This is a genomic window from Streptomyces daqingensis, from assembly GCF_014645895.1.
Classification (GTDB): domain Bacteria; phylum Actinomycetota; class Actinomycetes; order Streptomycetales; family Streptomycetaceae; genus Streptomyces; species Streptomyces daqingensis.
On record NZ_BMMP01000020.1, the window covers coordinates 1 to 25,604 of the forward strand.

The 25,604-nt window shown below is 71.3% G+C and carries 21 protein-coding genes and 3 tRNA genes; 16 read left to right on the forward strand and 8 right to left on the reverse strand.

Features of this window, described 5'->3' with window-relative positions; genetic code table 11:
• Positions 1-73: 73 nt before the first annotated feature.
• The 3 genes from purL to purS are packed head-to-tail and all read right to left on the reverse strand — an operon-like array spanning position 74 to position 3,323.
• Entirely contained in the window at positions 74-2,350 is a 2,277-nt protein-coding gene (gene purL / locus IEY56_RS24355) for a phosphoribosylformylglycinamidine synthase subunit PurL (protein ID WP_189039425.1), read from the reverse strand.
• A complete protein-coding gene (purQ, locus tag IEY56_RS24360; protein WP_189039426.1) occupies positions 2,347-3,033 on the reverse strand; it encodes a phosphoribosylformylglycinamidine synthase subunit PurQ in 687 nt (228 codons plus the stop codon). The genes purL and purQ overlap by 4 nt, the downstream gene beginning before the upstream one ends.
• Positions 3,030-3,323 carry a phosphoribosylformylglycinamidine synthase subunit PurS gene (gene purS, locus IEY56_RS24365; protein WP_189039427.1) on the reverse strand — a complete coding sequence of 98 codons (294 nt, stop codon included), beginning with the start codon at positions 3,321-3,323 and terminating at the stop codon, positions 3,030-3,032. Before purS ends, purQ begins: the two co-directional genes overlap by 4 nt.
• A 454-nt stretch (positions 3,324-3,777) precedes the next feature.
• Between purS and IEY56_RS24370 the strand changes: the two genes are divergently transcribed.
• The 14 genes from IEY56_RS24370 (at position 3,778) to IEY56_RS24435 (ending at position 16,603) form a co-directional block, all read left to right on the forward strand.
• On the forward strand, positions 3,778-4,095 hold the full coding sequence (locus IEY56_RS24370; RefSeq protein ID WP_189039428.1) for a histone-like nucleoid-structuring protein Lsr2: 318 nt from the start codon (positions 3,778-3,780) through the stop codon (positions 4,093-4,095).
• A gap of 103 nt (positions 4,096-4,198) precedes the next feature.
• Positions 4,199-4,270, forward strand: a tRNA-Gly gene (locus IEY56_RS24375).
• A gap of 73 nt (positions 4,271-4,343) precedes the next feature.
• Positions 4,344-4,416: transfer RNA gene (locus IEY56_RS24380), tRNA-Gly, on the forward strand.
• Positions 4,417-4,627: 211 nt separating this feature from the next.
• A complete protein-coding gene (locus IEY56_RS24385) occupies positions 4,628-5,614 on the forward strand; it encodes an ABC transporter ATP-binding protein (protein ID WP_189039429.1) in 987 nt (328 codons plus the stop codon).
• On the forward strand, positions 5,611-6,426 hold the full coding sequence (locus IEY56_RS24390) for an ABC transporter permease (RefSeq protein ID WP_189039430.1): 816 nt from the start codon (positions 5,611-5,613) through the stop codon (positions 6,424-6,426). Before IEY56_RS24385 ends, IEY56_RS24390 begins: the two co-directional genes overlap by 4 nt.
• 31 nt (positions 6,427-6,457) lie before the next feature.
• The gene (locus IEY56_RS24395; RefSeq protein ID WP_229712168.1) at positions 6,458-7,771 is read left to right on the forward strand and encodes a sensor histidine kinase; all 1,314 of its coding nucleotides are present in this window, start codon (positions 6,458-6,460) and stop codon (positions 7,769-7,771) included.
• A gap of 17 nt (positions 7,772-7,788) precedes the next feature.
• Entirely contained in the window at positions 7,789-8,439 is a 651-nt protein-coding gene (locus IEY56_RS24400) for a response regulator transcription factor (protein WP_189039502.1), read from the forward strand.
• A 508-nt stretch (positions 8,440-8,947) separates the two neighbouring features.
• A complete protein-coding gene (locus IEY56_RS24405; RefSeq protein WP_158715429.1) occupies positions 8,948-9,121 on the forward strand; it encodes a hypothetical protein in 174 nt (57 codons plus the stop codon).
• Between the two features lie 81 nt (positions 9,122-9,202).
• Complete coding sequence (locus IEY56_RS24410) at positions 9,203-9,373, forward strand: hypothetical protein (protein WP_158715428.1); 171 nt, start codon at positions 9,203-9,205, stop codon at positions 9,371-9,373.
• Positions 9,374-9,617: 244 nt separating this feature from the next.
• The gene (locus IEY56_RS24415; RefSeq protein ID WP_189039431.1) at positions 9,618-11,525 is read left to right on the forward strand and encodes an alpha/beta fold hydrolase; all 1,908 of its coding nucleotides are present in this window, start codon (positions 9,618-9,620) and stop codon (positions 11,523-11,525) included.
• Positions 11,522-12,226 carry a hypothetical protein gene (locus IEY56_RS24420; RefSeq protein ID WP_189039432.1) on the forward strand — a complete coding sequence of 235 codons (705 nt, stop codon included), beginning with the start codon at positions 11,522-11,524 and terminating at the stop codon, positions 12,224-12,226. The genes IEY56_RS24415 and IEY56_RS24420 overlap by 4 nt, the downstream gene beginning before the upstream one ends.
• Before the next feature lie 192 nt (positions 12,227-12,418).
• On the forward strand, positions 12,419-13,174 hold the full coding sequence (locus IEY56_RS24425; RefSeq protein WP_189039433.1) for a class I SAM-dependent methyltransferase: 756 nt from the start codon (positions 12,419-12,421) through the stop codon (positions 13,172-13,174).
• 10 nt (positions 13,175-13,184) lie between these two features.
• Positions 13,185-15,119 (forward strand): ABC transporter ATP-binding protein, encoded by a 1,935-nt coding sequence (locus IEY56_RS24430; RefSeq protein WP_189039434.1) that lies wholly within the window; start codon positions 13,185-13,187, stop codon positions 15,117-15,119.
• Positions 15,116-16,603, forward strand: a complete 1,488-nt coding sequence (locus tag IEY56_RS24435; protein WP_189039435.1) for a phytoene desaturase family protein — start codon at positions 15,116-15,118, stop codon at positions 16,601-16,603. The genes IEY56_RS24430 and IEY56_RS24435 overlap by 4 nt, the downstream gene beginning before the upstream one ends.
• 75 nt (positions 16,604-16,678) lie before the next feature.
• Here the strand turns inward: IEY56_RS24435 and IEY56_RS24440 are convergent, their stop codons facing one another.
• Positions 16,679-17,710, reverse strand: coding sequence for a helix-turn-helix transcriptional regulator (locus tag IEY56_RS24440; RefSeq protein ID WP_189039436.1), 1,032 nt, complete (start codon positions 17,708-17,710; stop codon positions 16,679-16,681).
• 277 nt (positions 17,711-17,987) lie between these two features.
• On the opposite strand from IEY56_RS24440, the gene IEY56_RS24445 reads away from it, so the two are divergent.
• Positions 17,988-18,060 (forward strand) — tRNA-Gly (locus IEY56_RS24445).
• Between the two features lie 98 nt (positions 18,061-18,158).
• On the opposite strand, the gene IEY56_RS24450 is transcribed toward IEY56_RS24445, so the two are convergent.
• From IEY56_RS24450 to purD, 4 genes are all read right to left on the reverse strand, one after another.
• Positions 18,159-19,097, reverse strand: a complete 939-nt coding sequence (locus tag IEY56_RS24450) for a phosphoribosylaminoimidazolesuccinocarboxamide synthase (RefSeq protein WP_189039437.1) — start codon at positions 19,095-19,097, stop codon at positions 18,159-18,161.
• 219 nt (positions 19,098-19,316) lie between these two features.
• Positions 19,317-20,810 (reverse strand): N,N-dimethylformamidase beta subunit family domain-containing protein, encoded by a 1,494-nt coding sequence (locus tag IEY56_RS24455; protein WP_189039438.1) that lies wholly within the window; start codon positions 20,808-20,810, stop codon positions 19,317-19,319.
• 240 nt (positions 20,811-21,050) lie between these two features.
• Positions 21,051-22,799, reverse strand: coding sequence for a hypothetical protein (locus IEY56_RS24460; RefSeq protein WP_189039503.1), 1,749 nt, complete (start codon positions 22,797-22,799; stop codon positions 21,051-21,053).
• 454 nt (positions 22,800-23,253) lie between these two features.
• Complete coding sequence (gene purD / locus IEY56_RS24465) at positions 23,254-24,510, reverse strand: phosphoribosylamine--glycine ligase (protein WP_189039439.1); 1,257 nt, start codon at positions 24,508-24,510, stop codon at positions 23,254-23,256.
• A gap of 296 nt (positions 24,511-24,806) precedes the next feature.
• Between purD and IEY56_RS24470 the strand changes: the two genes are divergently transcribed.
• A complete protein-coding gene (locus tag IEY56_RS24470) occupies positions 24,807-25,547 on the forward strand; it encodes an SLATT domain-containing protein (protein WP_229712169.1) in 741 nt (246 codons plus the stop codon).
• The last annotated feature ends 57 nt before the right edge of the window (positions 25,548-25,604 follow it).

The following is a 25,604-nucleotide window of genomic DNA, read 5'->3' on the forward strand; positions in this document are numbered from 1 at the left end:
ATCACCGGTGCCACACCGCACTGGCAGGCCAGCCACCGATCAGCCGCGTGAACAACGCATCAGGTCAATACACCTAGCCGAACAGCCCGGGCAGCGTGGCCTCGTGCGCGGCGCGCAGCTCGCTCAGCGGGATGCTGAACTCGCCCTGCACCTCGACGGCTTCCCCGTCGACGACGCCGATGCGGGCGGCGGGCATGCCGCGCGCCGAGCACATGTCGTTGAAGCGGACCTCCTCGCTGCGCGGAACCGCGACGAGCGCCCGTCCCTGCGACTCCGAGAAGAGGAAGACGAAGGGCGAGAGGCCGTCCGGCACGACCACGCGGGCCCCCTTGCCGCCCTTCAGGCAGGACTCCGCGAGGGCCTGGACCAGTCCGCCGTCGCTCAGGTCGTGCGCGGCGTCGATCATGCCGTCCCGCGAGGCGGCCACGAGGATCTCCGCGAGCAGCCGCTCCCGCTCCAGGTCGACGGCGGGGGGCAGGCCGCCCAGGTGACCGTGGGCCACCTGCGACCAGGCCGAACCCCCCAGCTCCTCCCTCGTCTCACCGAGCAGGTAGAGCAGGTACCCCTCGTCGGTGAAGCCGATGGGCGTACGGCGGCTCACGTCGTCGATGACGCCGAGCACCCCCACCACCGGCGTGGGGTGGATCGCGGTGTCGCCCGTCTGGTTGTACAGGGAGACGTTGCCGCCGGTCACCGGGGTGCCGAGTTCGAGGCAGGCGTCCGCCAGGCCGCGGCAGGCCTCCGCGAACTGCCACATCGCCGCCGGGTCCTCCGGCGAACCGAAGTTGAGGCAGTCGGTGACGGCGAGCGGACGGGCCCCCGTCGCGGCGACGTTGCGGTAGGACTCCGCCAGCGCGAGCTGCGCGCCCGCGTACGGGTCGAGCTTCGCGTAGCGGCCGTTGCCGTCGGTGGCGACGGCGACGCCCAGGCCCGTCTCGTCGTCGACGCGGATCATGCCGCCGTCCTCCGGCTGCGCGAGGACGGTGTCGCCGAGGACGTAGCGGTCGTACTGGTCGGTGATCCAGGACTTGGCGGCCTGGTTCGGCGACGCGATCAACGCGAGCGCGGCGGCCCGCAGCTCGTCGCCGTTCGCGGGCCGCGGCAGCGCGGCGGGGTCGTCGGCCTGCAGGCCGTCCTGCCAGGACGGACGCTCGTACGGGCGGTGGTAGACGGGGCCTTCGTGGGCGACAGTGCGGGGCGGCACGTCGACGATCTGCTCGCCGTGCCAGTAGATCTCCAGCCGGTCGCCTTCGGTGACCTCACCGATGACGGTGGCGATGACGTCCCACTTCTCGCAGATCTCGAGGAAGCGGTCGACCTTGTCCGGCTCGACGACGGCGCACATCCGCTCCTGCGACTCGCTCATCAGGATCTCCTCGGGGGAGAGCGAGGAGTCGCGCAGCGGCACCGTGTCCAGCTCCACGCGCATGCCGCCGCTGCCGGCGCTGGCCAGCTCGGAGGTGGCGCAGGAGAGTCCCGCGCCGCCGAGGTCCTGGATGCCCGCGACGAGGCGCTCGCGGAAGATCTCCAGGGTGCACTCGATGAGCAGCTTCTCCTGGAACGGGTCGCCGACCTGCACGGCGGGCCGCTTCGCCGGCCCCTCCTCGTCGAAGGTCTCCGACGCGAGGACGGAGACGCCGCCGATGCCGTCGCCGCCGGTGCGGGCGCCGTAGAGGATGACCTTGTTGCCCGTGCCGGACGCCTGCGCCAGGTGGATGTCCTCGTGCTTCATCACACCCACGCACAAGGCGTTGACCAGGGGATTCCCCTGGTAGCAGGAGTCGAAGACGGTCTCGCCCCCGATGTTGGGCAGGCCGAGGCAGTTGCCGTAGCCGCCGATGCCGGAGACGACACCGGGCAGCACCCTCCTGGTGTCGGGGTGGTCGGCGGCCCCGAAGCGCAGCGGGTCCATGACCGCGACGGGACGCGCGCCCATGGCGAGGATGTCGCGGACGATCCCGCCGATGCCGGTGGCCGCGCCCTGGTAGGGCTCGACGTAGCTGGGGTGGTTGTGCGACTCGACCTTGAAGGTGACCGCGTAGTCCTGGCCGATGTCGACGACGCCGGCGTTCTCGCCGATGCCGACGAGCAGCGCGTCCGACTCGGGTGCCTTCTCGCCGAACTGCTTCAGGTGCACCTTGCTGCTCTTGTACGAGCAGTGCTCCGACCACATCACCGAGTACATGGCCAGTTCGGCGCCCGTGGGCCGGCGCCCGAGGATGTCGCGGATCCGCGCGTACTCGTCCTCCTTGAGGCCGAGTTCGGCCCACGGCTGGTCCGTCCCGGGAGTGCCGGAGGCGTGCTCGACGGTGTCGAGGACGGGGCGCTGTGCGGGTGTCGTGCGCGTCATGCGGTGACCAGCCTCTTGAGTACCGAGGTGAAGAAGCCCAGCCCGTCGGTCGTCGGACCGGTGAGGGTCTCGACGGCGTGCTCGGGGTGCGGCATGAGGCCGACCACGTTCCCGGCCTCGTTGGTGATGCCGGCGATGTCGCGGCGCGAGCCGTTGGGGTTGCCGCCGGCGTAGCGGAAGACGACGCGGCCCTCGGCCTCCAGGGCGTCCAGCGTGCGCTCGTCGGCGACGTAGCCGCCCTCGCCGTTCTTGAGCGGGACGGTGATCTCCTGCCCCTGTTCGTAGTCGCCCGTCCAGGCGGTGTCCGCGCGCTCGACCCGGAGCCTCTGATCGCGGCAGACGAAGTGCAGGTGGTCGTTGCGGGTCAGGGCGCCGGGCAGCAGGTGCGACTCGCACAGCACCTGGAAGCCGTTGCAGATGCCCAGGACGGGCATGCCGGCACGCGCCTGCTCCAGCAGGGGCTCCATCACCGGGGAGAAACGGGCGATGGCGCCGCAGCGCAGGTAGTCGCCGTAGGAGAAGCCGCCGGGAAGCACGACGGCGTCGACCTGCCGCAGGTCCTTCTCGCGGTGCCACAGCGCGACGGGCTCGCCGCCCGCGAGGCGCACGGCCCGCTGAGCGTCCCTGTCGTCGAGCGAGCCGGGGAAGGTGACGACGCCGATGCGGCCGAGCCCCCCGCTCACGCCACGGCTCCCCGCGCGTCCCCGTAGGCGTCACCGGAGGTTCCGCCGTCCTCGACGCGGACGGTGAAGTTCTCGATCACGGTGTTCGCCAGGAACTTCTCCGCCAGTTCGTGGACGCGGGCAAGCGTCTCGTCCGAGACGGGCTCCGCCACCTCGAGTTCGAATCGCTTGCCCTGGCGGACGTCGGCGATGCCCTCGAAACCGAGACGGGGCAGTGCGCGTTGCACCGCCTGTCCCTGCGGATCGAGGATCTCCGGCTTCAGCATGACGTCGACTACGACGCGAGCCACAGGTACTCCCGGTGTGGTGGTGGTGCTCGAGGCGGGCGCCGCCGAGCGGTGCCTCACGCCTCTGTGAGTGCCGGCGCCCCCTCCGCACGTCGAACAACGCTCTGACGGCGCCGAACGACGTCAACTGCGCGGTGACGCCTCCGCAAGCCTACCGGTCCCGAGATTCTACGCGCGTTGATACGGGATGCCCGCGCTTTCCGTTCTCCCCGCCCTTCCGGGCGGACGAGTCGCAGCTCTGGGAAAAAAGCAGTGAAAAAAGTATGGTCGCGATTGCGGTCTGACACGCGAGTCGAAATACTCTCGCTTCACATTGCAAAGCATGCCGCTGTACAAAAGATAAAGACACCGACCCCAATCCTTCGGACCACTTACGTCCTCCCAGGGTCTTCGCATGCGGGCCCCGGAGAAGAGCCGAGTGATCCATTTCGCGATCCTGATGGAAGGTCCGATATCCGTGGCGCAACGCGTAGTGGTGACACTCTCCGACGATCTCGACGGCGGGGAAGCATCAGAAACGGTCTCCTTCGGACTCGACGGGAAGTCGTACGAGGTCGACCTGAACCTCGACAACGCGAAGAAACTGCGGGAAGACCTCGCACGCTTTGTGGAGGCCGGTCGCAAGCGGGCCAAATCGGGCAAGGCCTACCACCGCACCTCCGTGGCCCCCGACCCCCGCGCGGTACGGGCGTGGGCCGAATCGAACGGGTTCGAGGTGCCTGCCCGCGGCCGCATCCCGAAGAAGATCTACGACGCCTTCAACGCGTCCCACTGAACCGCGCCCGGCCCGTACGGCGGGCCGGGCGGCCCGACTTGCCATGCACCCCGGGTGATCCGCTAGAGTCTGGCGCACCGCGAAGGGAAACCTTCCGGACCACGCGGGTGTAGCTCAGTAGTAGAGCGCCCCCTTTCCAAGGGGGAGGCGCAGTGTGCGATTCCTGTCACCCGCTCTTTCTTCACCGGCCCCGGTATCCATCGGGTACAGTGAAGGACGCGCCACTCGGTGAAGCCGGGTGGAGGCACGCGGACGTAGCTCAGCTGGTAGAGCGCAACCTTGCCAAGGTTGAGGTCGCGAGTTCGAACCTCGTCGTCCGCTCCGTCAAAGAATAGGCTCCGGTTCCCACCGGGGCCTATTCGTCTTCCCGGACCTTCCGGTTCGGTTCCCCTCCGCTCCCGCCTCCTCCGGTTTCGCGGTCCGCCCCGCACCGCCCTTTGTGCGAACCGCATGGCCGTCCCATGACGTTCGTCATCCGCACTTGTGACAGCGCGCACGCCCCGGGGCCTGGTTCGCGCGGAAGGATGACTCCATGGATGCGATCGAGGTCGAAGGACTCAAACGGCGATACTCAAAAGGGTTCGAAGCCGTACGCGGAGTCTCCTTCTCCGTCCGGGAAGGGGAGATCTTCGCGCTGCTGGGGACGAACGGCGCAGGGAAGACCTCCACGGTCGAACTGCTGGAAGGACTGGCGAAGCCGAGCGGAGGGAAGGTCCGCGTGCTCGGCTTCGACCCCTACTCCGAACGTCGCGCCGTGCGGCCGCGTACGGGCGTGATGCTGCAGGAGGGCGGTTTCCCCTCCGAGTTGACCGTCACCGAGACGGTGCGCATGTGGGCGGGCTGCACGAGCGACGCGCGGCCCATCGCCGACGCGCTCGCCCAGGTCGGGCTCTCCGGACGGCGCGCTGACGTACGCGTGAAGCAGCTCTCCGGCGGTGAACGCAGGCGCCTGGACCTGGCGATGGCCCTCATAGGGCGTCCCGAGGTGCTCTTCCTGGACGAGCCGACCACCGGTATGGACCCGGAAGGACGCCGGGACACCTGGGAGCTGGTGCGCGAGCTGCGCGCCGCCGGCACCACCGTGCTGCTGACCACCCACTACCTGGAAGAGGCGGAGGCCCTCGCCGACCGGCTCGCCATCATGCGCGCCGGCCGCATCGTCACCGCCGGCACACACGAGCAGGTCGTCGCGGAGCGGCCGTCCCGCATCCGCTTCACGCTGCCGGAGGGCCTCACGCCGGCCGGGCTGCCGCCGACGCTGTCGCCCGCCGAACTGAACGGGAACCGCATCGAGATCCGCACGCCCAGCCTGCAGAGCGAGCTGACCGACCTGCTGATGTGGGCCCGCCAGAGCGGCGTCGAGCTGCAGAACCTCCACGCGCGCACCGCGACGCTGGAGGAGGTCTTCCTGGAGATCGCCCAGGAGCCGGAAGAGGACGACGCGGCGCCGGCGGAAGCCGGCCGCCACGCAGGCGACGGCGGGACGGCGCCGGAGCAGAAGGAGGTGGAGCGGGTATGACCGCGACACAGGCCGCCCCGGCGAACACGCCGGGCACCAAGATGAACACCTCGTCGGCCGCGCGGCGGATGGCCGCGCTCGGACGGGCCGAACTGACGCTGCTGTTCCGCAACAAGGCGGCGCTCTTCGTCGCGCTCGCCACCCCGATCCTGCTGACGCTCCTGATGCGCCAGACGGCCAGTGGCATGAACCTGGACGGCACCGGCCTCTCGCTGGGCACCGTCCTCGTCCCCGGCTCCATCGGCTACGTGCTGATCTTCGCCGTCTACGCCAACCTGACGGGCGCGTACGTGACCCGTCGCGAGGAGCTCGTCCTCAAGCGGCTGCGGACGGGCGAGGCGAGCGACAGCGAGATCCTTGCGGGCGCGGCGCTGCCGTCCGTGGTCCTGGGCGTGCTGCAGTGCGTCCTGCTGCTGGTCGGCGGGGCCGCCCTGATGGACCTCGGCGCACCCGAGCGTCCCGAACTCGTCGCCGCGGGTGTGATCCTGGGCATGGTGATGATGGTCGGACTGGCCGCGGTCTCCGCCACGTTCACGCGCACCACCGAGGCGTCGCAGATCACGACCTTCCCGGTGATCGCGATCTCGGCGGTGGGTTCCGGCATCGTGATCCCGCTCGACGTCTTCCCCGACACCCTCGGGGAGATCTGCTCGCTGCTGCCCGTCTCCCCGGTCATGGAGCTGGTGCGCGGCGGCTGGGCGGGCACGCTGGACGGTCCGGACTCGCTGAAGGCGCTGGGCGTCGCGGTGCTGTGGATCGTGCTGTCGATGCTGGCGGTACGCAAGTGGTTCCCTTGGGAGCCCAGGCGATAGACGGACGAGGCGGAGCCCGGAAGGCGCTCCGGTGAGGAGAGCCCGCAAGGTGATCGGCTGGTGGTTGAACCCCGGATACCGCCGGTGGCAGGAGCGCAGCAGCACCGAGCAGGTCGAAGCGTCGACGCGGTGGATGCTCATCGCGTACGCGTGGGTGATCCTGGCGGGCTTCGTCGCGCAGCTGCTGCCCAACACGGATCCCGGTCGCCTGACGTACTCCCTGGCCTGGGCGGTACTCGCGACGGGCCTGGTGCAGTGCCTGCTGTGTACGGCACTTCTGCACCAGGCCCTCGACAGCTACCTGGGCACGCGCCCCCTGCCCTGGTCCCGCTTCGGGGTGCCGGCGCTGCTGCTGGGGGCCGTCACCGCGCTCACGGTGGCACTCGTCGCCCTCGACGCCGTCGAGGGCGGGGTGACCGTGGGCCTGGCCCTGTACGGCGCCTTCGCACCCTTCGCGGTGACGTTCGGCATCACGGTGCCGCGCCGGACCGCGGCCCTGTTCCTCTGCGGCTACGTCGCCGTCACCGCGGGCTCGCTCGCCGCCGCCGGGCTGCCCTGGACGAACGTGCTGGCGGCGGCGGCGGTGATGGCCGCCGGCGGTCTGATCTCCGTCTTCACCGGCCGCTCGTCCGCCTGGTACATCGCCGTCATCCGGGAGCTGGAGGAGGCGCGCGGGGTGCAGGCGCGGCTGGCGGTCGCCGAGGAGCGGCTGCGCTTCAGCCGTGATCTGCACGACGTGATGGGGCAGAACCTCTCCGCGATAGCGCTCAAGAGCGAACTGGCGGCGCAGCTGGTGCGGCGCGGGGCGCCGGCGGACGCGTCGGTCGAGCAGATGTCGGAGGTCCAGAGCATCGCCCGTGCCTCGCAGTCCGAAGTCCGCGCGGTGGTGCGCGGATACCGGGACGCGGACCTCTCCACCGAACTCGCCGGTGCTCGCGGCATCCTGCGTGCCGCCGGAGTCGACTGCCGCGCCAAGAGCGACGACGCCCCGCTGCCCGGCCCCGTCCAGGCGGCGCTCGGCTGGGTCGTGCGCGAGGGCGCCACGAACGTGCTGCGGCACGCGGACGCCACGTGGTGCACGGTGTGGGTCGGCTCGGACGCGGACGGGAACAAGGCGCTGCTGGTGATGGAGAACGACGGCGTGCACCGCGCCGCTCGGGACCCGGAGAAGGGGCGTACCGGTTCGGGGCTCGCGGGCCTGCGGGAACGTCTCGCCGGGGTGGGAGGCACCTTGCGCTCCGCCGGGGACAGCGGGAAAGGTACGTTCCGGCTGACGGCGGAGGTCCCGATCGGCAGCCCTGCGGACGACGCCCAGGGCGCGGGCGGGAAGGAAACAGCAGAGTGAGCGCGGAGGATCTGCCGGTGTCCGGCTCCGGCGACGAGAGTGCGGCGGGCGGGGACACGCGTCCCATCCGCGTGCTTCTCGCCGACGACGAGCATCTGATCCGAGGGGCACTGGCCGCTCTGCTCGCGCTGGAGGGCGATCTGACCATCGTCGCCGAGGCTGCGTCCGGTCCCGAGGCGCTCGCGATGGCCCGGGCCCACGAACCGGACGTCGCGGTGCTCGACCTGCAGATGCCGGGCGCGGATGGTGTGAAGGTCGCGACCCAGCTCCGTGACTCGCTGCCGTCGTGCAGGATTATGATCGTCACCAGCCACGCGCGGCCCGGCCATCTCAAGCGGGCACTCGCCGTCGGCGTACGGGGCTTCGTACCGAAGACCGCGTCGGCGCAGCAGCTCGCGGAGATCATCCGGGCCGTCCACCGCGGAGTGCGGTACGTCGACCCGGAGCTGGCGGCGGACGCGATCAGCGCCGGAGACTCCCCGCTGACGGCACGGGAGGCGGAGCTGCTCGGCCTCGCCGCCGACGGCGCGCCCGTCGCCGAGATCGCGGAGCGGGCCTCGCTCACGGCGGGCACGGTGCGCAACTACCTGTCCGCGGCCACGGCGAAGCTGGGTGCCGAGAACCGGCACACGGCCGCGCGCATCGCGCGGGAGCGCGGCTGGCTGTAACGGCACAGACCGTACGCACCGGGCAATGCGGGGACGAACTCGGACGAGTTCGAACTGCGAGGCCGAAGAGGGCGCAACCGCAGCGGACTCGGATATCCCTCGCTATCCCTGAATATCCCTTGCAACCGCTGGTGCCAATTTCAAATTTCTGAGGTTTACTTGAGCTTACAGCTCAGGGAACTGGAAAACCCGACTGCCCAGTAACGAACTGGTCCAGTCCTTTGCCTTCCGTGGCATGAAGCTGTCGCGTTGCCTTGCAACAAACTGTCACGGATTCCTCTTCTGCGCCCCACCCCCGTGCTGGCATCTTCATCCTTGCGGAAGCGAGCCAGGCATTTACGGAGAGGTAAGCGTGCGCATAGATGCCCGCTTCGCTGCAGTTTACGGTGACGACCGAAAGCTCACCGAACGGGGGGAATCGCGCCCGACGACCAATCCGGGCCTTCCTGGCTTAGACCACTTTCGCGAACCACAGCCAGCCATGTCTTACACGCACAGGAGGAATTCCATGCTGGAAGCGAAGCTGAACCTTCAGATTCAGGACGAGCTCCACGAGGGCCACGACGGTGAGATCGCGGAAGAGGCCACCCCGGTTCTCGCCACCCCCGCCCTCGCCGGTGCCTTCGTCGGCGGCGCGGCCGTCGTGACCGGCGCCTACGCGGCCGGCAAGGCCGTCGGCTGACCTTCGCCCAACTGCCGGCCGAATTCCTGACCTGAGGCCGGAATCCCGTCGCAAGACTTCACCAAGAACAGGAGTGTGCGCATGAACGACATCACTTCGCACATCAACGAGTCGGCCGAGCTGGCCGCCGTCGACGCCGAGGGTGCCATCTTCGCGGACAACACCCCCGTGCTCGCCACCCCGGGTGCCTTCCTGGGCGGCGTCGCCATCGCTTCGGCGACGGTCGCGGCCTTCGAGGCGGGCCAGGGCTGATTTCAGCCCTCTCCTCGCTCACGCCGTCGTGCAGTACCCCCTTCTACAGGGCGGCGTGAAATAAGGGGACTCTCCTCCCGGTCGGCCGGCCGCAGAACCGGCCGACCGGATCCCCCGTTATCCGGTTCTTTTGATTTTTGACCACTCTGATTTTTCGCCATATCTGCCGCACCACGCCTCTTGCCAAATTCCCCACATTTCAGACCACCCCCGCACCCGGGACACCGGCACCGAGGAGACCGACGTGAAATCGCTTGCCAAAAAGCTGACCTCGACATTTCTCGGGCCGGTCCCGATCTCCCGTGACCGCACGCTCGCAATCTCCGAGCGCCTCACGGCAGTCACGTCACTCACCTCCAGCATCGAATACATCACCCACCAGCGGCAGATACGCCGCGGCGGGCTCAACGACTGGACGATCGCCCGCGGCATGCACGCCGCCTCCACACGGCCCACCCGGCGCATCCTGGACGCCGTGGGCCACCCCCGCACCACGCAGGCACTGCACATCGCCCGTATCGCGGCGGGCGCGGCGCTCCTCGCACCCGGCAACGCCCGCTGGCGAGGTGCCGCGAACATGTTCCTCGGGCTCAGCAACGCCGCCCTCTACCCGCGCCACCGCTACGGCACGGACGGCTCCGACCAGGTGTCGTCGTTCGTGCAGACGGCCGCGGGAATGGCCCGGCTCTCCACCCAACCCGCCGTGCAGGACGCCCTGTTGTGGTACGTGGCGCTGCAGGCGAACCTCTCCTACCTCGTCTCCGGCTGGGTGAAGCTGCTGGGGCAGCCGTGGCGTGACGGTTCCGCGCTCAACGGCATCATGCGCACGCGGACGTACGGGCACGAGGGCCTGTGGAAGCTCACCAACCGCTACCCCGTACCCTCCCGTTACCTCGCGCACGGCGTCCTCGCGCTGGAGTGCCTCTTCCCGGTGGCATACCTCAAGGGCGGAGCTCTCGCCCGCCCGATCATGGCCAGTGCGGCGGCGTTCCACGTGGCCAACGGCTACTTCATGGGCCTGGGCCGGTTCATCACCGCCTTCGAGGCGATGCACCCGATGGTCGCGTACACCAGCGCGCCCAAGTCGCACCCGGCGGTGGCCGGCCGCGACGACCGGGCGCTGACCGCGACCGCGTCGATGGCGGCCATCGGCATCACGATCGCCGGGTTCCTCGCCGCGATGCGCCGGATGCGGGCCACCGACCCCTGGCCGCACGGCCGCGCGCTCACCACCCGGCACGGCAACGAACTCCACTACAACGAGCGGGTCTCGGACAACGAGACGGCACCCGTCCTCGTCTTCGGCACCGGGATGACCTCCACCGCCGAGCACTTCGGCTGGATCACGGAGAAGCTCGTCGAGGACAGCGACTACGGCATCATCACCTACAGCCGCGCCGGCTACGGGCCCAGCAAGCACCGCAGCCCCGCCCCGTACAGCCTCCAGGAGTCCGTGGACGACCTGGTGGACCTGGTCCGCGGGGCCGTGGACGAGGGCCGGGACGTGTACCTCGTCGGCCACTCGCTCGGCGGTGAACTCGCCCGGCGCGCAGCGCGGGAGCTCGGCGACCGGGTCAACGGCGTCATCTACCTGGACAGTTCGCACCCGGAGGAGCTGAACCGCTCCAAGCAGCAGAAGGAGTCCGCGGAGCGCCTCAAGGACGGCCTGAACATGTTCACGCGCAGCCTGCGGGCGGGCATGGGCGCGATGCTGGTCCGCCCCCGCTGGGTGCACAACCTGCCCGCCGAGGTCCGCAGCCGCGCCTTCGCGCAGTACGCGGACAGCCGGCTGTGGCGCGCGGGCATGCGCGAATGGGACGCCACCGAGCGCGACTTCAAGTCCTTCGAGGGCGATCTGCCGTCCGTCGGTGGCCATGCGCTGGTGCTTTCGGCGCAGCGGACCGTCGACCGCGACCCGGAACAGCTGCTGATGCACAACGAACTGGCCGCCGCGCACCGGGGGGACGGGCGCATCGTCCGCAACTCCGTGCTGGAAGGCGCCGACCACGACACAATGCTCACCGACGCCCGGCTCGGTACCGACGTGGGGCGCCGCATCCTCGACTTCCTCCACGAGGTCGAAGCGAAGGAAGGCGGCGCGGGACGCAGCGGGTCCGGCGCCGAGGGGAACAAGTCCGAGGAGGCACGATGACCAGCTCGCAGACTCCCGCATCGCTGGCCGGAACGGCGGTCCGCACGGCCCGCGGCACCCGGTCCGTGCTCGCCCGCGCCTTCACCGGCCCGGGCGGCCTCACCCGCGCCGCCGGCGCCGCGATACTGCTGGGCACGCTCTCCGCGCAGCACCCGAACCCGCTGTTCAACAGGGCTCAGAAGATCGACATCTTCTCGGTGCTCTTCCCCAACTGGCGCTTCTTCGCGCCGACTCCGGCCCAGCACGACTACCACATCCTGTACCGGACCCTGGACCACGACGGGGAGACCTCTCCCTGGAAGATGGTCGAGGTCATCGTCGGCCGGAAGCTGCACCAGATGTTCTGGTTCCCGGGCCGGCGTCCCGAGAAGGCGATCTTCGACATCGTCACCGAGCTGATCACGCAGCTGGACAAGGGTTTCGGCGCGCTGAAGAAGCTCCCCTCCTACAAGATGCTCTGCGCGTTCCTGCGCCACCGGCTGCAGGAGGAGGGCAAGGCGGACGACGTGAAGGGCTTCCAGTTCACCCTCGTCCGAGCCACCGGATACGAGGAGAACGACCCCGAGGTCATCTTCGTCTCGCCCTACACCCCGATGGCCGTCGAGCCGGAACCCGCCGCGGCGGCACGCAGCTCCCGGCCGTCCTACGAATCGCACATACGGGACGACTCCCGCGAGGAAGTGCCCGTCCAGCCGGCCTGACCGAGCACAGACTGTCCGTCCCGCGAACCTGTGGGGACGGGTGAACCACAACCGGATTCCCGAAAGGGGTCACATGTCCACTGCATCGATCGTCATCGCCGTCATCGGCATCGTCATCGCCGGATACCTCGCTCTGAACCTCGCCAAGAAGAAGTAGCCCGCCGCCCCCAACGAGACCGAGAGGAGGCCCTGATGACTTCCGTGGACGACATCGGCTACGGACGCCAGTTCGGCGGCTTCTACGACAGGATCTTCCCCAGCGGTCCCTACACCGAGCCGACCGTCGCGAAGCTCGCCGCACTGCACCCCGCACCCGGCGAGCGGGCGCTCGAATTCGGCGTCGGCACCGGGCGGGTGGCGATTCCGCTGGCCCAGCGGGGCTTCCCCGTCACGGGTGTCGACTCGTCGCCCGAGATGCTGGAGCAGCTGAAGACGAAGGCGAAGGAGGCCGACGCGGACGTCGAGGCGGTGCACGGCGACATCCGCAAGTACACCGACGACGACCAGTACAAGCTCGTCTACTGCGTCTGCGCCACCTTCTCGATGCTGCTCGAGGCCGACGCCCAGCGCGATGCCATGCAGCGTGCGGCCGACCGCCTCGCGCCCGGCGGCAAGCTCGTGGTGGAGACCTCCAACGCGGGCGGTGTACGGGCGCTGCACGAAGGCCAGCAGCGCACCTCGTACTTCATCCCGTATCCCCAGCCGAACACAGGGCTGCAGACGTATTCCACCCTCCTCGACAACGGCTTGTGGCACGCTTCGCACATCTGGTTCGAGGACGGCAAGTCGTCCATCGGCTCCGAGCTGGCGAGGCTCACGACGCCGGACGAGGTGGACGCGTACGCCCAGGCCGCCGGCCTGCAGCCGGCGGACCGCTGGGCGGACTGGAAGGAGACCCCTTGGACCGAGGACTCCCCCATGTTCGTCAGCACCTACACCCGCAATTGAGGTGAGCGCCATGAGCACCCTGGAGGCGAAGGCGAGTTCCAGGACCCTCCACGTGGAGGGTCAGGACGACCGGATCGGACCGGCGCACGCGCGCAGGCGCGGCGGCGGACCCGGGCCGGCTGCCGTCTGGTATCTCGCACGGCGCCACAGGGCGCTCCTGGCCACCGGCATCGTCGTAGGGCTGATCGGCGTCACGGCGCAGCTCGCCCAGCCCTACGCGATCGGTGAACTGATCAAGCAGGCCGGGCAGAACAAGCCGCTCGCGGCCTCGATCATCCTTCTCGTCGTGCTGTTCTGCGTGGACGGGGCGTTCTCGGCACTGCAGTCGTACCTCATCGGCCGGGCCGGCGAGAACATCGTCTACGACGTGCGGATGCTGCTCACCAGACGGCTGCTGCGCGTCGACCTCACCGCGTACGGCAAGCAGCAGCAGGGCGACGTCCTCACCCGCACCGTCGCCGACACCTCGCTGGCGAAGATCGCACTCTCGCAGAGCCTCGCCCAACTGGTCATCAACGGCTTCACGGTGGCCGGCGGCGTCATCGTGATGTTCCTGATCGACGTGTGGATGATGCTGATCACCCTGGCCTGCCTCGGCATCGCCAGCGCGGTCTCCCTCTTCCTGGCGCGCAGCGTGCGCCGCGCCGCGATGGTCAACCGCGAGGACACCAGCCAGTACGGCTCGGACGTGCAGCGCGCGCTGTCGGCGCTGCCGACGGTGAAGGCGTCCCGCGCGGAGGACCGCGAGACGCACCGGATAGGCCTCCTGGCCTGGAAGGCCCGCAACTCGGGCGTGCGCGTCAACGGGCTCAACGCGCTGTTCATGCCGGCCATGAACGTGGGGACGCAGGCGGCGCTCGCCGTCGTCGTCGGCGTCGGCATGACGCGGGTGACCCGCGGCACGATGTCGATGGCCGACCTCACCGCGTTCGTGATGTACCTCTTCTACATGGTCTCCCCGCTCGTCCTTTTCTTCCTCGCCATCGGGCAGTTCCAGCAGGGGCGCGCCGCGATCCGCAGGGTCGACGAGCTCACCGTCCTCCCGCAGGAGGGCGGCGTCCTGGACAGGATGCGGCACAAGTCGAAGCCCGCTCCGGCCAAGAAGTCGCTGTCGGCGGACAAGGAGGCCGTGGAGTTCCGCGACGTCCGCTTCAGCTACAGCGCCGGGGACGACGCCGCGGAGACGCTCCGCGACGTGACCTTCTCGGTGGCGTCGCGCGGTATGACGGCCATCGTCGGCCCGTCAGGAGCGGGCAAGACCACGCTCTTCCAGCTCGTGGAGCGCTTCCACGCGCTGGACGGCGGAGCCATCCTCGTCGGCGGCAAGGACATAGAGACGATGCCGCTGAGCACGCTGCGCGGCCTGGTCGGGTACGTCCAGCAGGACACCGCCGCGATGCGCGGCACCATCCGCGAGAACGTCGTGTACGCCGAGCCGGACGCGAGCGACGAGCAGATCCGCGAAGTCCTCGAACTGGCGGGTCTCACCAAGGTCGTCGACGCGATGCCGGACGGCCTGGACACCGAACTCGGCGACCAGGGCAGCGGCCTCTCGGGCGGCCAGCGGCAGCGCCTGTGCATCGCGCGCGCACTGCTGCAGAAGCCCGCCGTGCTCCTCCTCGACGAGGCCACCTCCCACCTGGACTCCGACTCCGAGCGGGAGTTCCGCGAGACGCTCAGCAAGGTCTCCTCGCGCTGCGCCGTCATCGCGATCGCGCACCGTATCTCGACCGTCGTCGACGCGGACAAGATCGTCGTCATGGCCGACGGGCGGGTGCAGGACTCCGGCAAGCACGACGAACTGATGAAGCGGAGCGCGCTGTACCACCGGCTGGCCAACTCCCAGCTCCAGGCGGCGCACATGACGGAGCCCCCCGCGCAGGTGCCGGAGCCGGCGCACGCGGGCACCGTGAGCACCGTGGACACGGCGGAGAACACTCTGTGACACCCGATGTGGCCGTCGTCGGCACCGGCCCGAACGGCCTCGCCGCCGCGGTGACCATGGCACGGGCCGGACTGCGCGTCGAACTGTACGAAGCGGCCGAGACCGTCGGGGGCGGCCTGCGCGGCGAGGCGATCTTCGACAGCGGCATCCGCCACGACGTGTGCTCCGCCGTCCACCCGATGGCCGCCGCCTCGCCCTTCTTCCGCGAGTTCCAGCTCCCGGAGCGGGGCGTGGAACTGCTCAACCCGCCCGTCGCGTACGCGCACGCCCTCGACGACGGACGCGCCGGTCTGGCCTACGGCGATCTCGACACCACCTGCGAAGTCCTCGGAAAGGACGGGCCCGCCTGGCGCCGCCTGATGGCGCCGCTCCTCCAGCACAGCACCGGCCTGGTCGACTTCTTCATGAGCGGCCAGCGGTCCGTGCCGCGCGACCTCCTCGCGCCGCTGCTGCTCGCGGCGCGGCTGCCCGCGCACGGCACGCGGCTCGGCTCGCGGACCGGCTCGCCCGGCGGCCGCCTCCTCGGGGGCTTCCGCGAGGACGTCGCCCCGGCTCTGCTGGCGGGCGTCGCCGCGCACGCCGTCGGCAAGCTGCCGAGCCTGGCGTCCGCTTCGGTCGCGATGCTGCTCGGGCACCTCGCGCACGGTCCGGGCTGGCCCCTGCCCCGCGGCGGCAGCGAGCGCATCGCCGAGGTGATGGCCGACGACATCCGCGCGCACGGCGGGACGTTCCACACATCGACGCGCGTCACCGACCTGCGGCAGTTCGACGGCGTACGCGCTGTGTTGCTCGACACCGCACCCACACAGCTGCTGGAGATGGCGGGGGACCGGCTTCCCGCCGGCTACGCCCGGCACTTGAGGCGGTACCTGTACGGCCCCGGCGCCGCCAAGGCCGACTTCCTCGTCTCAGGGCCCGTCCCGTGGACCAACCCGGAGCTCGGACGGGCGGGAACCGTCCACCTGGGCGGGACGCGTGAAGCCGTCGCCCGCCAGGAAAACCTGACCGTACGGGGCGAACGCACAGACGAGCCCTTCGTCCTGCTCGTCGACCCCGCCGTCACCGACCCCGGGCGGGCACGTGACGGGAAGCGGCCCGTGTGGGCGTACGCCCATGTACCCAACGGCGATCCGCGCGACCCCGTCGAACTGCTGCGCACCCGCATCGAGAAGTACGCGCCCGGGTTCAGCGACACCGTCCTCGCGGCCCGCGGCATCCCCGCGAGCGAGTACGAGAAGTACAACGCGAACTACGTGGGCGGCGACATCGGAGCGGGCGCCATGACGCTCTACCAGTCGGTGGCCCGTCCGGTGCCCTACCTGGACCCGCACCGCACGCCGCTGCCGGGCGTCTTCCTCTGCTCGGCGTCCACACCGCCCGGCCCCGGTGTGCACGGCATGTCCGGGTATCTGGCCGCCCGCTCCGCGCTGCGGCACCGGTTCGGGCTGCGCGAGGCGCCGTCGCTGAGTCCCGGGCGGGCGTGACGGCGACGGGTCAGGCGGCCGGACCGAAGTCCGGCACCACCCCGTCTTTTCGGCGCCCGCCCCCGGCGCCTGGCGTCAGATCCAGCCGCGCTCGCGGGCCAGCAGCGCCGCCTGCGGACGGTTGCCCGCGCCGAGCAGCTGCATGAGGTCGGCGATGTAGCGCCGGTACGTACGGACCGAGACGCCCAGATCGCGGGCCCCCGCCTCGTCCTTGCCCCCGGAGCACATCGCCCGCAGGACCATCCGCTCCAGTTCGGACGGACCGTCCTCGCCTTCGGAGCGGCGCTCCCCCAGCAGGGCGCCGAGATCGTCCGACTCCGCCCATATCGACTCGAACATGGCGAGGATGTTGGAGACGAGCCCGCTCTCCTGCGCGAACAGCGCGCCGCGCGAGCTCTCTTCGGGGTGGACGGGCACGACGGCGGTGCGGCGGTCGTACATCTGGATCTTCGCCGTGGTGTGGCTGATCAGCCGCACCCGCGCCCCGTGCGACTCCAGTTCGCGCAGGTAGGAGACCGTCGGGGCGTGGTCCAGGGCCTTGCGGACGAGGACCGTGCGGACGCTCAGCCCCCTGCGCAGGCAGCGGAGCACCCGCGGCCGGTCCTGCTCGATGTCCTCCGGCCGGAGCGCGGTCGCCGGCTCCACCAGGGAGACCTCTTCGCGGGCGAAGAAGGCCAAGTCGTCGATCCGGTCACGGATCTTGGGCGGATCGGTGATCTGCTCGATGCCCACGACGGTCGGCGGCTGCTGGGCCGTGCTCTCCGGGCGGAGCGAGGCCACCAGCGGCTGGAGCTCGGTGACCTGCTGCAGTTTCTCGTGCAGTTCGTGGAGGCGGAGGTCCAGCAGGCGCGCCACCGCCACGTCCGGATCGGCGGCGGCCAGCCCGTCCTCGTCGGTGCCGCTCCCGGCCTCCTGCTGCGGCGTTCCGCCACCGCGCAGCAGCCCCAACTCGCGCAAACGGCCGAGCTCCTCGCGTGCCGCGTGCGGCGACAGCCGGAGCTGGTCTATCAGCCCGTCGATCCCGATCCCCGGCTCACGGAGGCACAGCCGGTATATCTGCTCCTGCTCCTCGGTGAGACCGAGATAGGACATCTCGTTGGTACTCAAGCTGGTCTCCCCCACTTCGGTCGCCTGCTGGGCCCGTGCAGTGGGTGGTCGTCAAAGCTTTGTGTCCCACGAGCCTGGACAGGAATCCGAGCATAGAAAAAACGAAGGCTTCCAACACCCCTCGGACCGGCAGCAATTCCTGGCCGGCCGTCGTGTGGGGCGCTTCTGCCCCCGTATGCACCCTCTCCATCGGAAGATTCGACTCCGGTGAGGCGGCTCTGTGTTTGGTTTATAGTGGAGCCGAGCCGCGGGGATCGAGCAGATCCGGTCGGCTCCTGCGGACGTAGCTCAGCTGGTAGAGCGCAACCTTGCCAAGGTTGAGGTCGCGAGTTCGAACCTCGTCGTCCGCTCGGCCGTGCACACGCGGTGTGCACACGGAGTAGGGGCCCCGGTCTACGGCCGGGGCCCCTACTCGTAGTCGCAGGAACGGCCTTGGGGCGGGGTGCCCTCAGGCCCAGTCGAGGCCCGTGAGCCGGGTGTAGGCCTCCACGTACTTCGCCCGTGTCTGCTCCACGATCTTCTCCGGCAGCGGCGGGGGCGGGAGTTGGCCGTTCCGGTCCCAGCCGGAATCAGACCCGGACAGCCAGTCGCGGACGAACTGCTTGTCGAACGACGGCTGCGGGCGGCCCGGCTGCCACTGGTCGGCCGGCCAGAAACGGGACGAGTCGGGGGTCAGGACCTCGTCGCCGAGGAACAGGCCGACGTGGTTCTCGGCCGGGACGCCGATGCCGTCGTCCCCGCCCGTACCGTGCCCGAACTCCAGCTTCGTGTCGGCGAGGATGATGCCGCGGTCAAGGGCCACGTCACGTGCCCGCTGGTAGACCGCGAGGGTCAACTGACGGAGCTGGGCGGCGGTCTCCGCACCCACCTCGCGCGCGACCTCCTCGTAGCTGACGTTCTCGTCGTGGTCGCCGACGGCGGCCTTCGTGGCGGGTGTGAAGATCGGGCCGGGCAACTCCGAACCGTCGGTGAGGCCTTCGGGGAGCGCGAGCCCGCAGACCGTGCGGGCCTGCTCGTACTCCGCGAGACCCGAGCCCGTGAGGTAACCGCGCGCGACGCACTCGACCGGGATCATGCGCAGCGAACGGCACACCGTCGTGCGCCCTTCCCAGTCGGCGGGTGCGCCGGCCGGAACCTCGGTGCTGATCACGTGGTTCGGCACGAGGTCCGCCAGCTGCTCGAACCACCACAGCGAGAGCTGGGTGAGGATCCGGCCCTTGTCGGGGATCTCGGTGGGAAGCACCCAGTCGTACGCCGAGACGCGGTCGCTGGCCACCATCACCAGATCGCCCGCCTCGTTCCGGTACAGGTCGCGCACCTTGCCGGTGTGCAGATGCAGCAGGCCCGGTACCTGCACTGGCTCGGGCTTCTCGACGAATCCGGACACTGCTCCTCCGGGGGTTGGCACGGCTCCGGATACCGATTGTCCCGTACGGGCCCCCGCACACACGCCGGGGCGGTCCGGTCAGGGAAGGGGCGTGCGGCCGCCGGGCCCAGCGAGCGCGCACCGGCCGCGCTTACCCGGCGTACGGGGCTGCGGGGCCGCGGGTGCGCACGGCTGGTTCGCACGGCCGGTGTGCGCGGGTGGTGCGCGTGGCCGCGGCGGTCAGCCGCTCTTGCACACGCGGTCCAGCAGGTTGGCCGTCGCCCGCTGCACGCGGGAGTCGACGTGGCCGGGCCGGTCCAGCGCGGGCGTCCAGGCGAAGGTGCCCGAGCAGAAGACCAGCGCGCCGGACGGCGCCCGGTACAGCGACGTCTCCTGGTGGCGGCGGGCACCGCCCGTGTCCTGGTACGGGGAGTGGGCGAGCAGGACGCGCTCGGTGTACTCCGGGAGGCTCGTACGGGGGAAGTAGCGGTCGGCCTCGCCGGCCACGAGGCCCGGGAGCTCGTCGCCGTCGCCCGCCCCCGTCGCCTCCCACAGCCAGTGCTCGCTGTTGCGCACGATCAGCGGGTACGGCTCCGGGACCTGGCCCGCGTACTGGACGCCCAGGACGTGCTGCTCCGGCTCGCCCCGGGAACGCCACTGGGCGGACCGGCCCGGGCCCCGGCGCTTGCGGCAGGTCAGCAGCCGGTCCGGCGACCCGCCGGGCAGCGGGTCCAAGTCCACCTGCCAGTACATGGTGTTGGCGGAGAGGAAGACGAGCGAGGTGCCGCCGTCACGGGCCCGTTCGACGGAGCGCCGCATGGGCACCGTCCAGTACTCGTCGTGCCCCGGGAAGATCACTCCGCGGTAGGCGGCGAGATCCACGCGGCCCGCGTGGACGTCGCGGGCGTCGGCGTACGCCAGGTCGTATCCGACGCGCTCGGCCCAGCGGATGAAGTCGTAGGCGTGGCCGATGTGCAGGGGGAGGCCGGCGCCCGCGTAGGGGCGGTCGAAGGAGACGGTGACGGCGGCGTCCTCCTCGCCGAGCAGGCGCCCGTCGTCGTCCCAGGCGTGGTAGAGGCTGGCGCCGTCGCGGCCGTTCTCGGGGAAGAGGTTGTAGGCCTGCCAGGTGAGGTCGGGGAGGACGACCAGCAGGTCCGCGGGGTCGCGGTCGCGGACGGTGAACGGGATGTGGGAGCGGTGCCGTCCGTCCGCGGTGGTGAGAACCGCCACATAGGCGCCTGTCGACCAGTGGGAGGGGACCTGGAGCCGCCACGAGAGCCACCAGTTGTGGCAGGAGACGGTGCGATCGGCGGTCAGGGGTGCGGGCTGCCGGATGCCGGAGAGACGGGGGCTGGTGGTGATCTTCGTCGCGCCGATGCCGCCGTAGTGGCCGACGCGGTACACGTCGACGGCGAAAGCCTGGGGAGGGTCGACAGTGATCCGGAAGTCCAGGGAGTCCCCCGGCGCGGTGCCGCCGTCGCTGCCGGCGAACCCCTTGATCTGGCAGTGCACGTCGTCGGCGGTCCTGGGGCGGCCCACCCCGGGCTGGCTGAGGGACTCGCCGGGGAGCAGGCCCTCCAGCCCCGTCTGGTCCACGTACCAGGGGACCATGCGGCCGTTGTCGAAGTACTGCTCACCGAACCGGAGCCAGGGGAGCGGCCCCTGGCCGAACGGGTCCGTGGCCGCGTGCGCGAGCGCCCCCGACTCCCAGCGCCGGATGTCTTCGGTCCCCACCTGTGACTCTCCCCAGTCCACATTTGTCGCCCCCGCGGCTTCAGCCCATCACATTACGCGAGCGCAGCATCACCCTTGGTCGCTCATTTGGCCGATACAAGCACTCGGTCTCGGACAGAGGTACTAGGTGGCCGGTCGTGCGAGACGTTCGCGCCGGAGCGGCAGCCAGGAGCGGCCGTCCCGGACGCAGGCGGGCCGCCGGGAACAGCTGCGGAAGAGGGGCGCCCGGGAACGGACGGTTCAGACGAGCCGCACCGGCTTCTCCGCTCGGACGCCGACCCTCGCGAGCCAGTTCCTCAGCGGCTGGACGTCGGCCTCCTCGACGAGCGCCAGCACGGGGCCGCTGAGATCCGCGGCGCGCTCACCGCCGACGAAGAGCGCCGGGCCGTCGAGCCAGTCCAGGCCTGCGACCGCACCGGCAGTGTCCACAGCCGCACAGCAGACGACCGCGGTGACGTGCTCCGTCATGACCTCGCGCCCGCCGCGGGGAGGCTGCAGCGGCAGCCCCATGGGCGCCGCCGCCCCCGTACCGCCCACGGCCGCGACGAGCGGGGCCACCAGCGCGGCCTCCCCCACGTTCTCCGCCTCCTCACGGGCGACCGCGGCCGCTATCCGGGCTGCCAGAGCCTCTCCGTCGGCCCCCTCGCTCCCGGACAGCCGCTCCATGACACGGGACAGCGTGGGCCCCGGGAGAGCTCCCGCGCCGTCCGACCCGGCCCGCCCGGCACCCCGGGCGCCGGGCCCGTCCAGCGCGTCGAGCTCGGTGAAGAGACGGGCGGCATGGGTACGCCATATGCGGTCCACGACCTCCTCCGGGTACTCCTGCCAGTCCACCGGAGACCAGCCGGGGCCGGATTCGGCCGGACCGCCGTGGAAGAGGCGGGCCGCCAGCAGCGAGATCGACTCGTCGACCGCGCCGGGGGAGTCGAGCAGGTCGCAGGCCGGCCGCTCCCCGAGGCGGGAGGTGAAGCCCCCCGCGAGGCTGTCCCGGTGCGAGAGCTCCGTCAGAGCGGAGACCACGCCGGCGTCCAGCCGGGCGGGCCACCGGCCGATGCGCCAGGCGGGCAGGGCGACGCGCGTCAGGAGGCGGTCCCAGCCGGCGTAGGCGAGACCGACCTGCTCCTGGGCGGACGTGCGCAGTGCGTGATCCACACCCTGTGCACGGTGGGCCGCCGCCGCGGCCACGCCGCGCTCCATCTCGGCGGCGTGCGGCACGCAGGCACGGAGCATGAGGCGGGCGCAGCCGCCCGCGAAGCGCAGGCCGAGGCGCCGCAGGACCCCAGCCGGCCCGGCCCCCGCGTCGGCGGGGTGCTCGGCCACGGCGACGGCGGCGTCGAGGCCGCGCACGAACCGCCGCGCAGCGGCTATGTCGGGATGCGCCGAGGGACCTGTACCCGCCACGACGGGGGCGAGCAGCGCCCGCAGCTCCGCGACCCGCATCCACCACAGGAAGGGCGACCCGATCACCAGGACGGGAGCCGGACGCCGGCGGACGCGGAGGGCCGTCCCGGCGCCACCGCCCGCACCGGAGCCCGCGCCCGCTGTCCCGTCGGCGTCGGCGGTGTGCGAGCGGTGGGTGCGGTCCTCCAGCCAGCTGTCGCAGTCTGGGGTGAGGGCGAGGGCCGACGGCGCGGGGACGTCCAGACGGTCGGCCAGCTCGCGCACCAGGTTGTACAGGTCGGGGGCGGAGCGTTCGTCGAGGGCGACCGTGGGCGCCACCGCCGGCCTGGCCCGCACGATCACGGCGCCGACCGCGGCCGCGACGCCGAGCACCGCCAGCGCCACGGCGGTCACCGCCCAGCGCACGCCCTGCCACTCCGGGCCGATGCTGCCCGTGCGCTCCCCTGCGAAGAGGACGACCGCCGCTGCCGCGGGCACCAGGGCGAGAGCGAGGGCCGCGCCGCGGATGCGGAGCACGGAGAGTGCGTGTGAGCGCGCCGAGCGCGCGCCTGCCTGCCGGCCCACCACGAACTGCTCACCCCCAGACAGTCTGCTCGGGCCTTCCGGCCCTCGGATCTCCCCACTGTGGCACCGCGCGATGACAGCGCAACGTGCGCGGGGCCAGTCGGGGAGGAGCCATACGGCTTGCGCGGAACCCTAGTTGGGGCCTCCGGACGCGTCAGCCGCTCCGCGGCGCGGTCACTCGATGGAATGGCTTTGGGCAGAGCTCTTGCGTTGTCGAGGGTGAGCGAGGTGTCCCTTATGCGGCTAAAGCCCCGGGTGCCGCATGGGCTGCCGCGGCCCACGGGAGCGGCGTACCGCGGCCCGGCAGCCACGGACGCTGCGGCGTCGGGGGCCGAAGGCGACAGGAGCACCCGGGGCACTCGTGGTCGGCGTCCGCCTCACCCCCGCACCAGCACCGACCCCGCCACGGAGCCGCAAGCGCCGTCAGCCTGCTCCGCTGCCTCCGCTGCGGTCTACTCCGCGGCCTTCGCCGCGGCGCCTACTCCGCGGCCTTCGCCGCGATGTCCCTGCGGTGGTGCGAGCCGTCGAGGCCGATACGCCCGACGGCGGCGTAGGCGCGCTCACGCGCCTCCCTGAGCCCGTCGCCCGTCGCGGTGACGGAGAGGACGCGTCCTCCCGCGCTCACCACGCGGTTCCCGGCGTCGCGCTTCGTCCCGGCGTGCAGCACGTACGCGCCGGGTGCGTCCCGTTCGGCCACCTCTTCGAGACCTTCGACGACGTCGCCGGTGCGCGGCGCCGACGGGTAGTCCCTGGCCGCCACGACGACGGTGACCGCCGCCTCGTCGCTCCACCGCAGCGGCGGGAACTCCGCCAGCCGCCCGGTGGCCGCCGCGTACAGCAGACCCGCGAGCGGAGTGCGGAGCCTGGCCAGCACGGCCTGCGTCTCCGGGTCGCCGAAGCGCGCGTTGAACTCGATGACGCGCAGCCCGCGCGAGGTGAGGGCGAGCCCGGCGTAGAGCAGCCCCGAGAAAGGCGTCCCCCGCCGGCGCATCTCGTCGACCGTCGGCTGGAGGACCGACTGCTCGATCTCCCGCACGAGGCCGGGGTCCGCCCACGGCAGCGGCGAATAGGCGCCCATTCCGCCGGTGTTGGGGCCCTCGTCGCCGTCGTAGGCCCGCTTGAAGTCCTGCGCGGGCTGGAGCGGGACCACGCTCTCGCCGTCCGTGACGGCGAACAGCGAGACCTCCGGACCGTCGAGGAACTCCTCCACGACGACCCGTTCGCAGGCGCGGGCGTGTGCGCGGGCCTCCTCGACGTCGCCGGTCACGACGACGCCCTTGCCGGCGGCGAGTCCGTCGTCCTTGACGACGTACGGCGGGCCGAACGCATCGAGCGCGGCGTCGGCCTCCTCGGGGGTGGTGCAGACGTGGCTGCGTGCCGTGGGCACGCCCGCCGCGGCCATCACGTCCTTCGCGAAGGCCTTCGACCCCTCCAGCCGTGCGGCCTCGGCCGACGGGCCGAACACGGCGATGCCCCTCGCGCGTACGGCGTCCGCGACGCCGGCGACCAGGGGGGCCTCCGGCCCGATGACGACGAGATCCGCCTTCACCTGCGGCGTCTCCGCGAGAACCGAGACGGCCGCGCCGTCCAGGGCGTCGACCGCGTGGAGCGTCGCGACCTCGGCGATCCCGGCGTTGCCGGGCGCGCAGTGCAGGGCGGTGACCTCGGGGTCGAGCGAAAGAGAGCGGCACAGGGCGTGTTCGCGGGCGCCGCCGCCGATGACCAGAATCCTCACGGGAGCAGCCTAGACGGGGCGGAACCGTCCCCTGTCCGCACCCTGTCGCGCCCGGTGCCGGGACGCGCCTTCGAGGGACAGCGCCCCTCTGTGAACTCTTTCGGGTGAGAGACGGACGACCGCCGAATCCGCCCAGGTGCTGAACAGTGCCCCTGTACCGGGCAGTTCGGAAGGAAAGCGGCATTGCGTGCCCACGCGTGGCGGTAGGAAGATCCCCCGAGCGTTCCGAAGGCGGAGTGCCGGGGGGAGGCGTGATGTCGGGTGGCCTGATGCGGGGTGCTGTGGGGAGTGGCGCGGTGAGTCAGCCGGAGATGCGGTGCGAGGGCGCCTGCCGGAAGGGGCGGGCAGAGCGTGCGGTCGCGGAGGGCCGCGGCTTCCCCCTCGGCGATTGGAACGACCCCGCCCGGCGGCTCGACGAGCTCTACGCGTGGGTGGAGCAGCGTGCCCTGCACCTCGCCGACTCGTATCTCGCCGACCGCGTCCGCAAGCGCCGCGGGGCCCGGCTCCTACGGGCGGGAGCGGCGCTCGGGGCGACGGCGGGCGCGGTCGTGCCGGTGCTCGCACTCACCGGGACGCTGCCCGGAACGGCTGCGGCCTGGGGCTATCTCGCGCTGCTGGGGGCGGCCGTCTGCCTCGGCGCCGACCGCTGCTCCGGGCTGACGACGGGCTGGATGCGGGACGTCGCGACGGCGCAGGCCGTCCAACGGCGGCTGGAGACGCTGCAGTACGACTGGGCGTCGGAGGCGATCCGCGAGGTGCTCGGCCCGACGGAGGGCAGCGCGGGGGACGCCGCGGACCGCGGCCTCGCCCTGCTGCGCCGCTTCACGGAGGACGTCTCGGAGATCGTGCGCGCCGAGACGGCCGACTGGATGCTCGAATCGGGTGCGGGCCGCTTACCCCTGCGGCCGCAGTGGGCGGCAGCCCGCCCCTCGCGCTCGCACGAGGCGTGCCGCCAGCCGCAGAGCGGCCGCTCCCCGTTCGCGCGCGGCCCCCGCCCGGCCATGCCGCGCCAGCGCCCACCGGAGGATCCGCACTGACGCGGCCGGGCTCCGGCCCGCACGGGCCGTGGCCTGAACTCGGCTGTCCCGCAAGGC

What these genes read in the sequence shown, in the direction of transcription:
- IEY56_RS24410 (WP_158715428.1), top strand. Translation starts at nt 9,203, where the DNA reads ATGAACGACATCACTTCGCACATCAACGAGTCGGCCGAGCTGGCCGCC.
- IEY56_RS24420 (WP_189039432.1), top strand. Translation starts at nt 11,522, where the DNA reads ATGACCAGCTCGCAGACTCCCGCATCGCTGGCCGGAACGGCGGTCCGC.
- IEY56_RS24385 (WP_189039429.1), top strand. Translation starts at nt 4,628, where the DNA reads ATGGATGCGATCGAGGTCGAAGGACTCAAACGGCGATACTCAAAAGGG.
- purL (WP_189039425.1), bottom strand. Translation starts at nt 2,350, where the DNA reads ATGACGCGCACGACACCCGCACAGCGCCCCGTCCTCGACACCGTCGAG.
- IEY56_RS24390 (WP_189039430.1), top strand. Translation starts at nt 5,611, where the DNA reads ATGACCGCGACACAGGCCGCCCCGGCGAACACGCCGGGCACCAAGATG.
- IEY56_RS24430 (WP_189039434.1), top strand. Translation starts at nt 13,185, where the DNA reads ATGAGCACCCTGGAGGCGAAGGCGAGTTCCAGGACCCTCCACGTGGAG.
- IEY56_RS24425 (WP_189039433.1), top strand. Translation starts at nt 12,419, where the DNA reads ATGACTTCCGTGGACGACATCGGCTACGGACGCCAGTTCGGCGGCTTC.
- IEY56_RS24405 (WP_158715429.1), top strand. Translation starts at nt 8,948, where the DNA reads ATGCTGGAAGCGAAGCTGAACCTTCAGATTCAGGACGAGCTCCACGAG.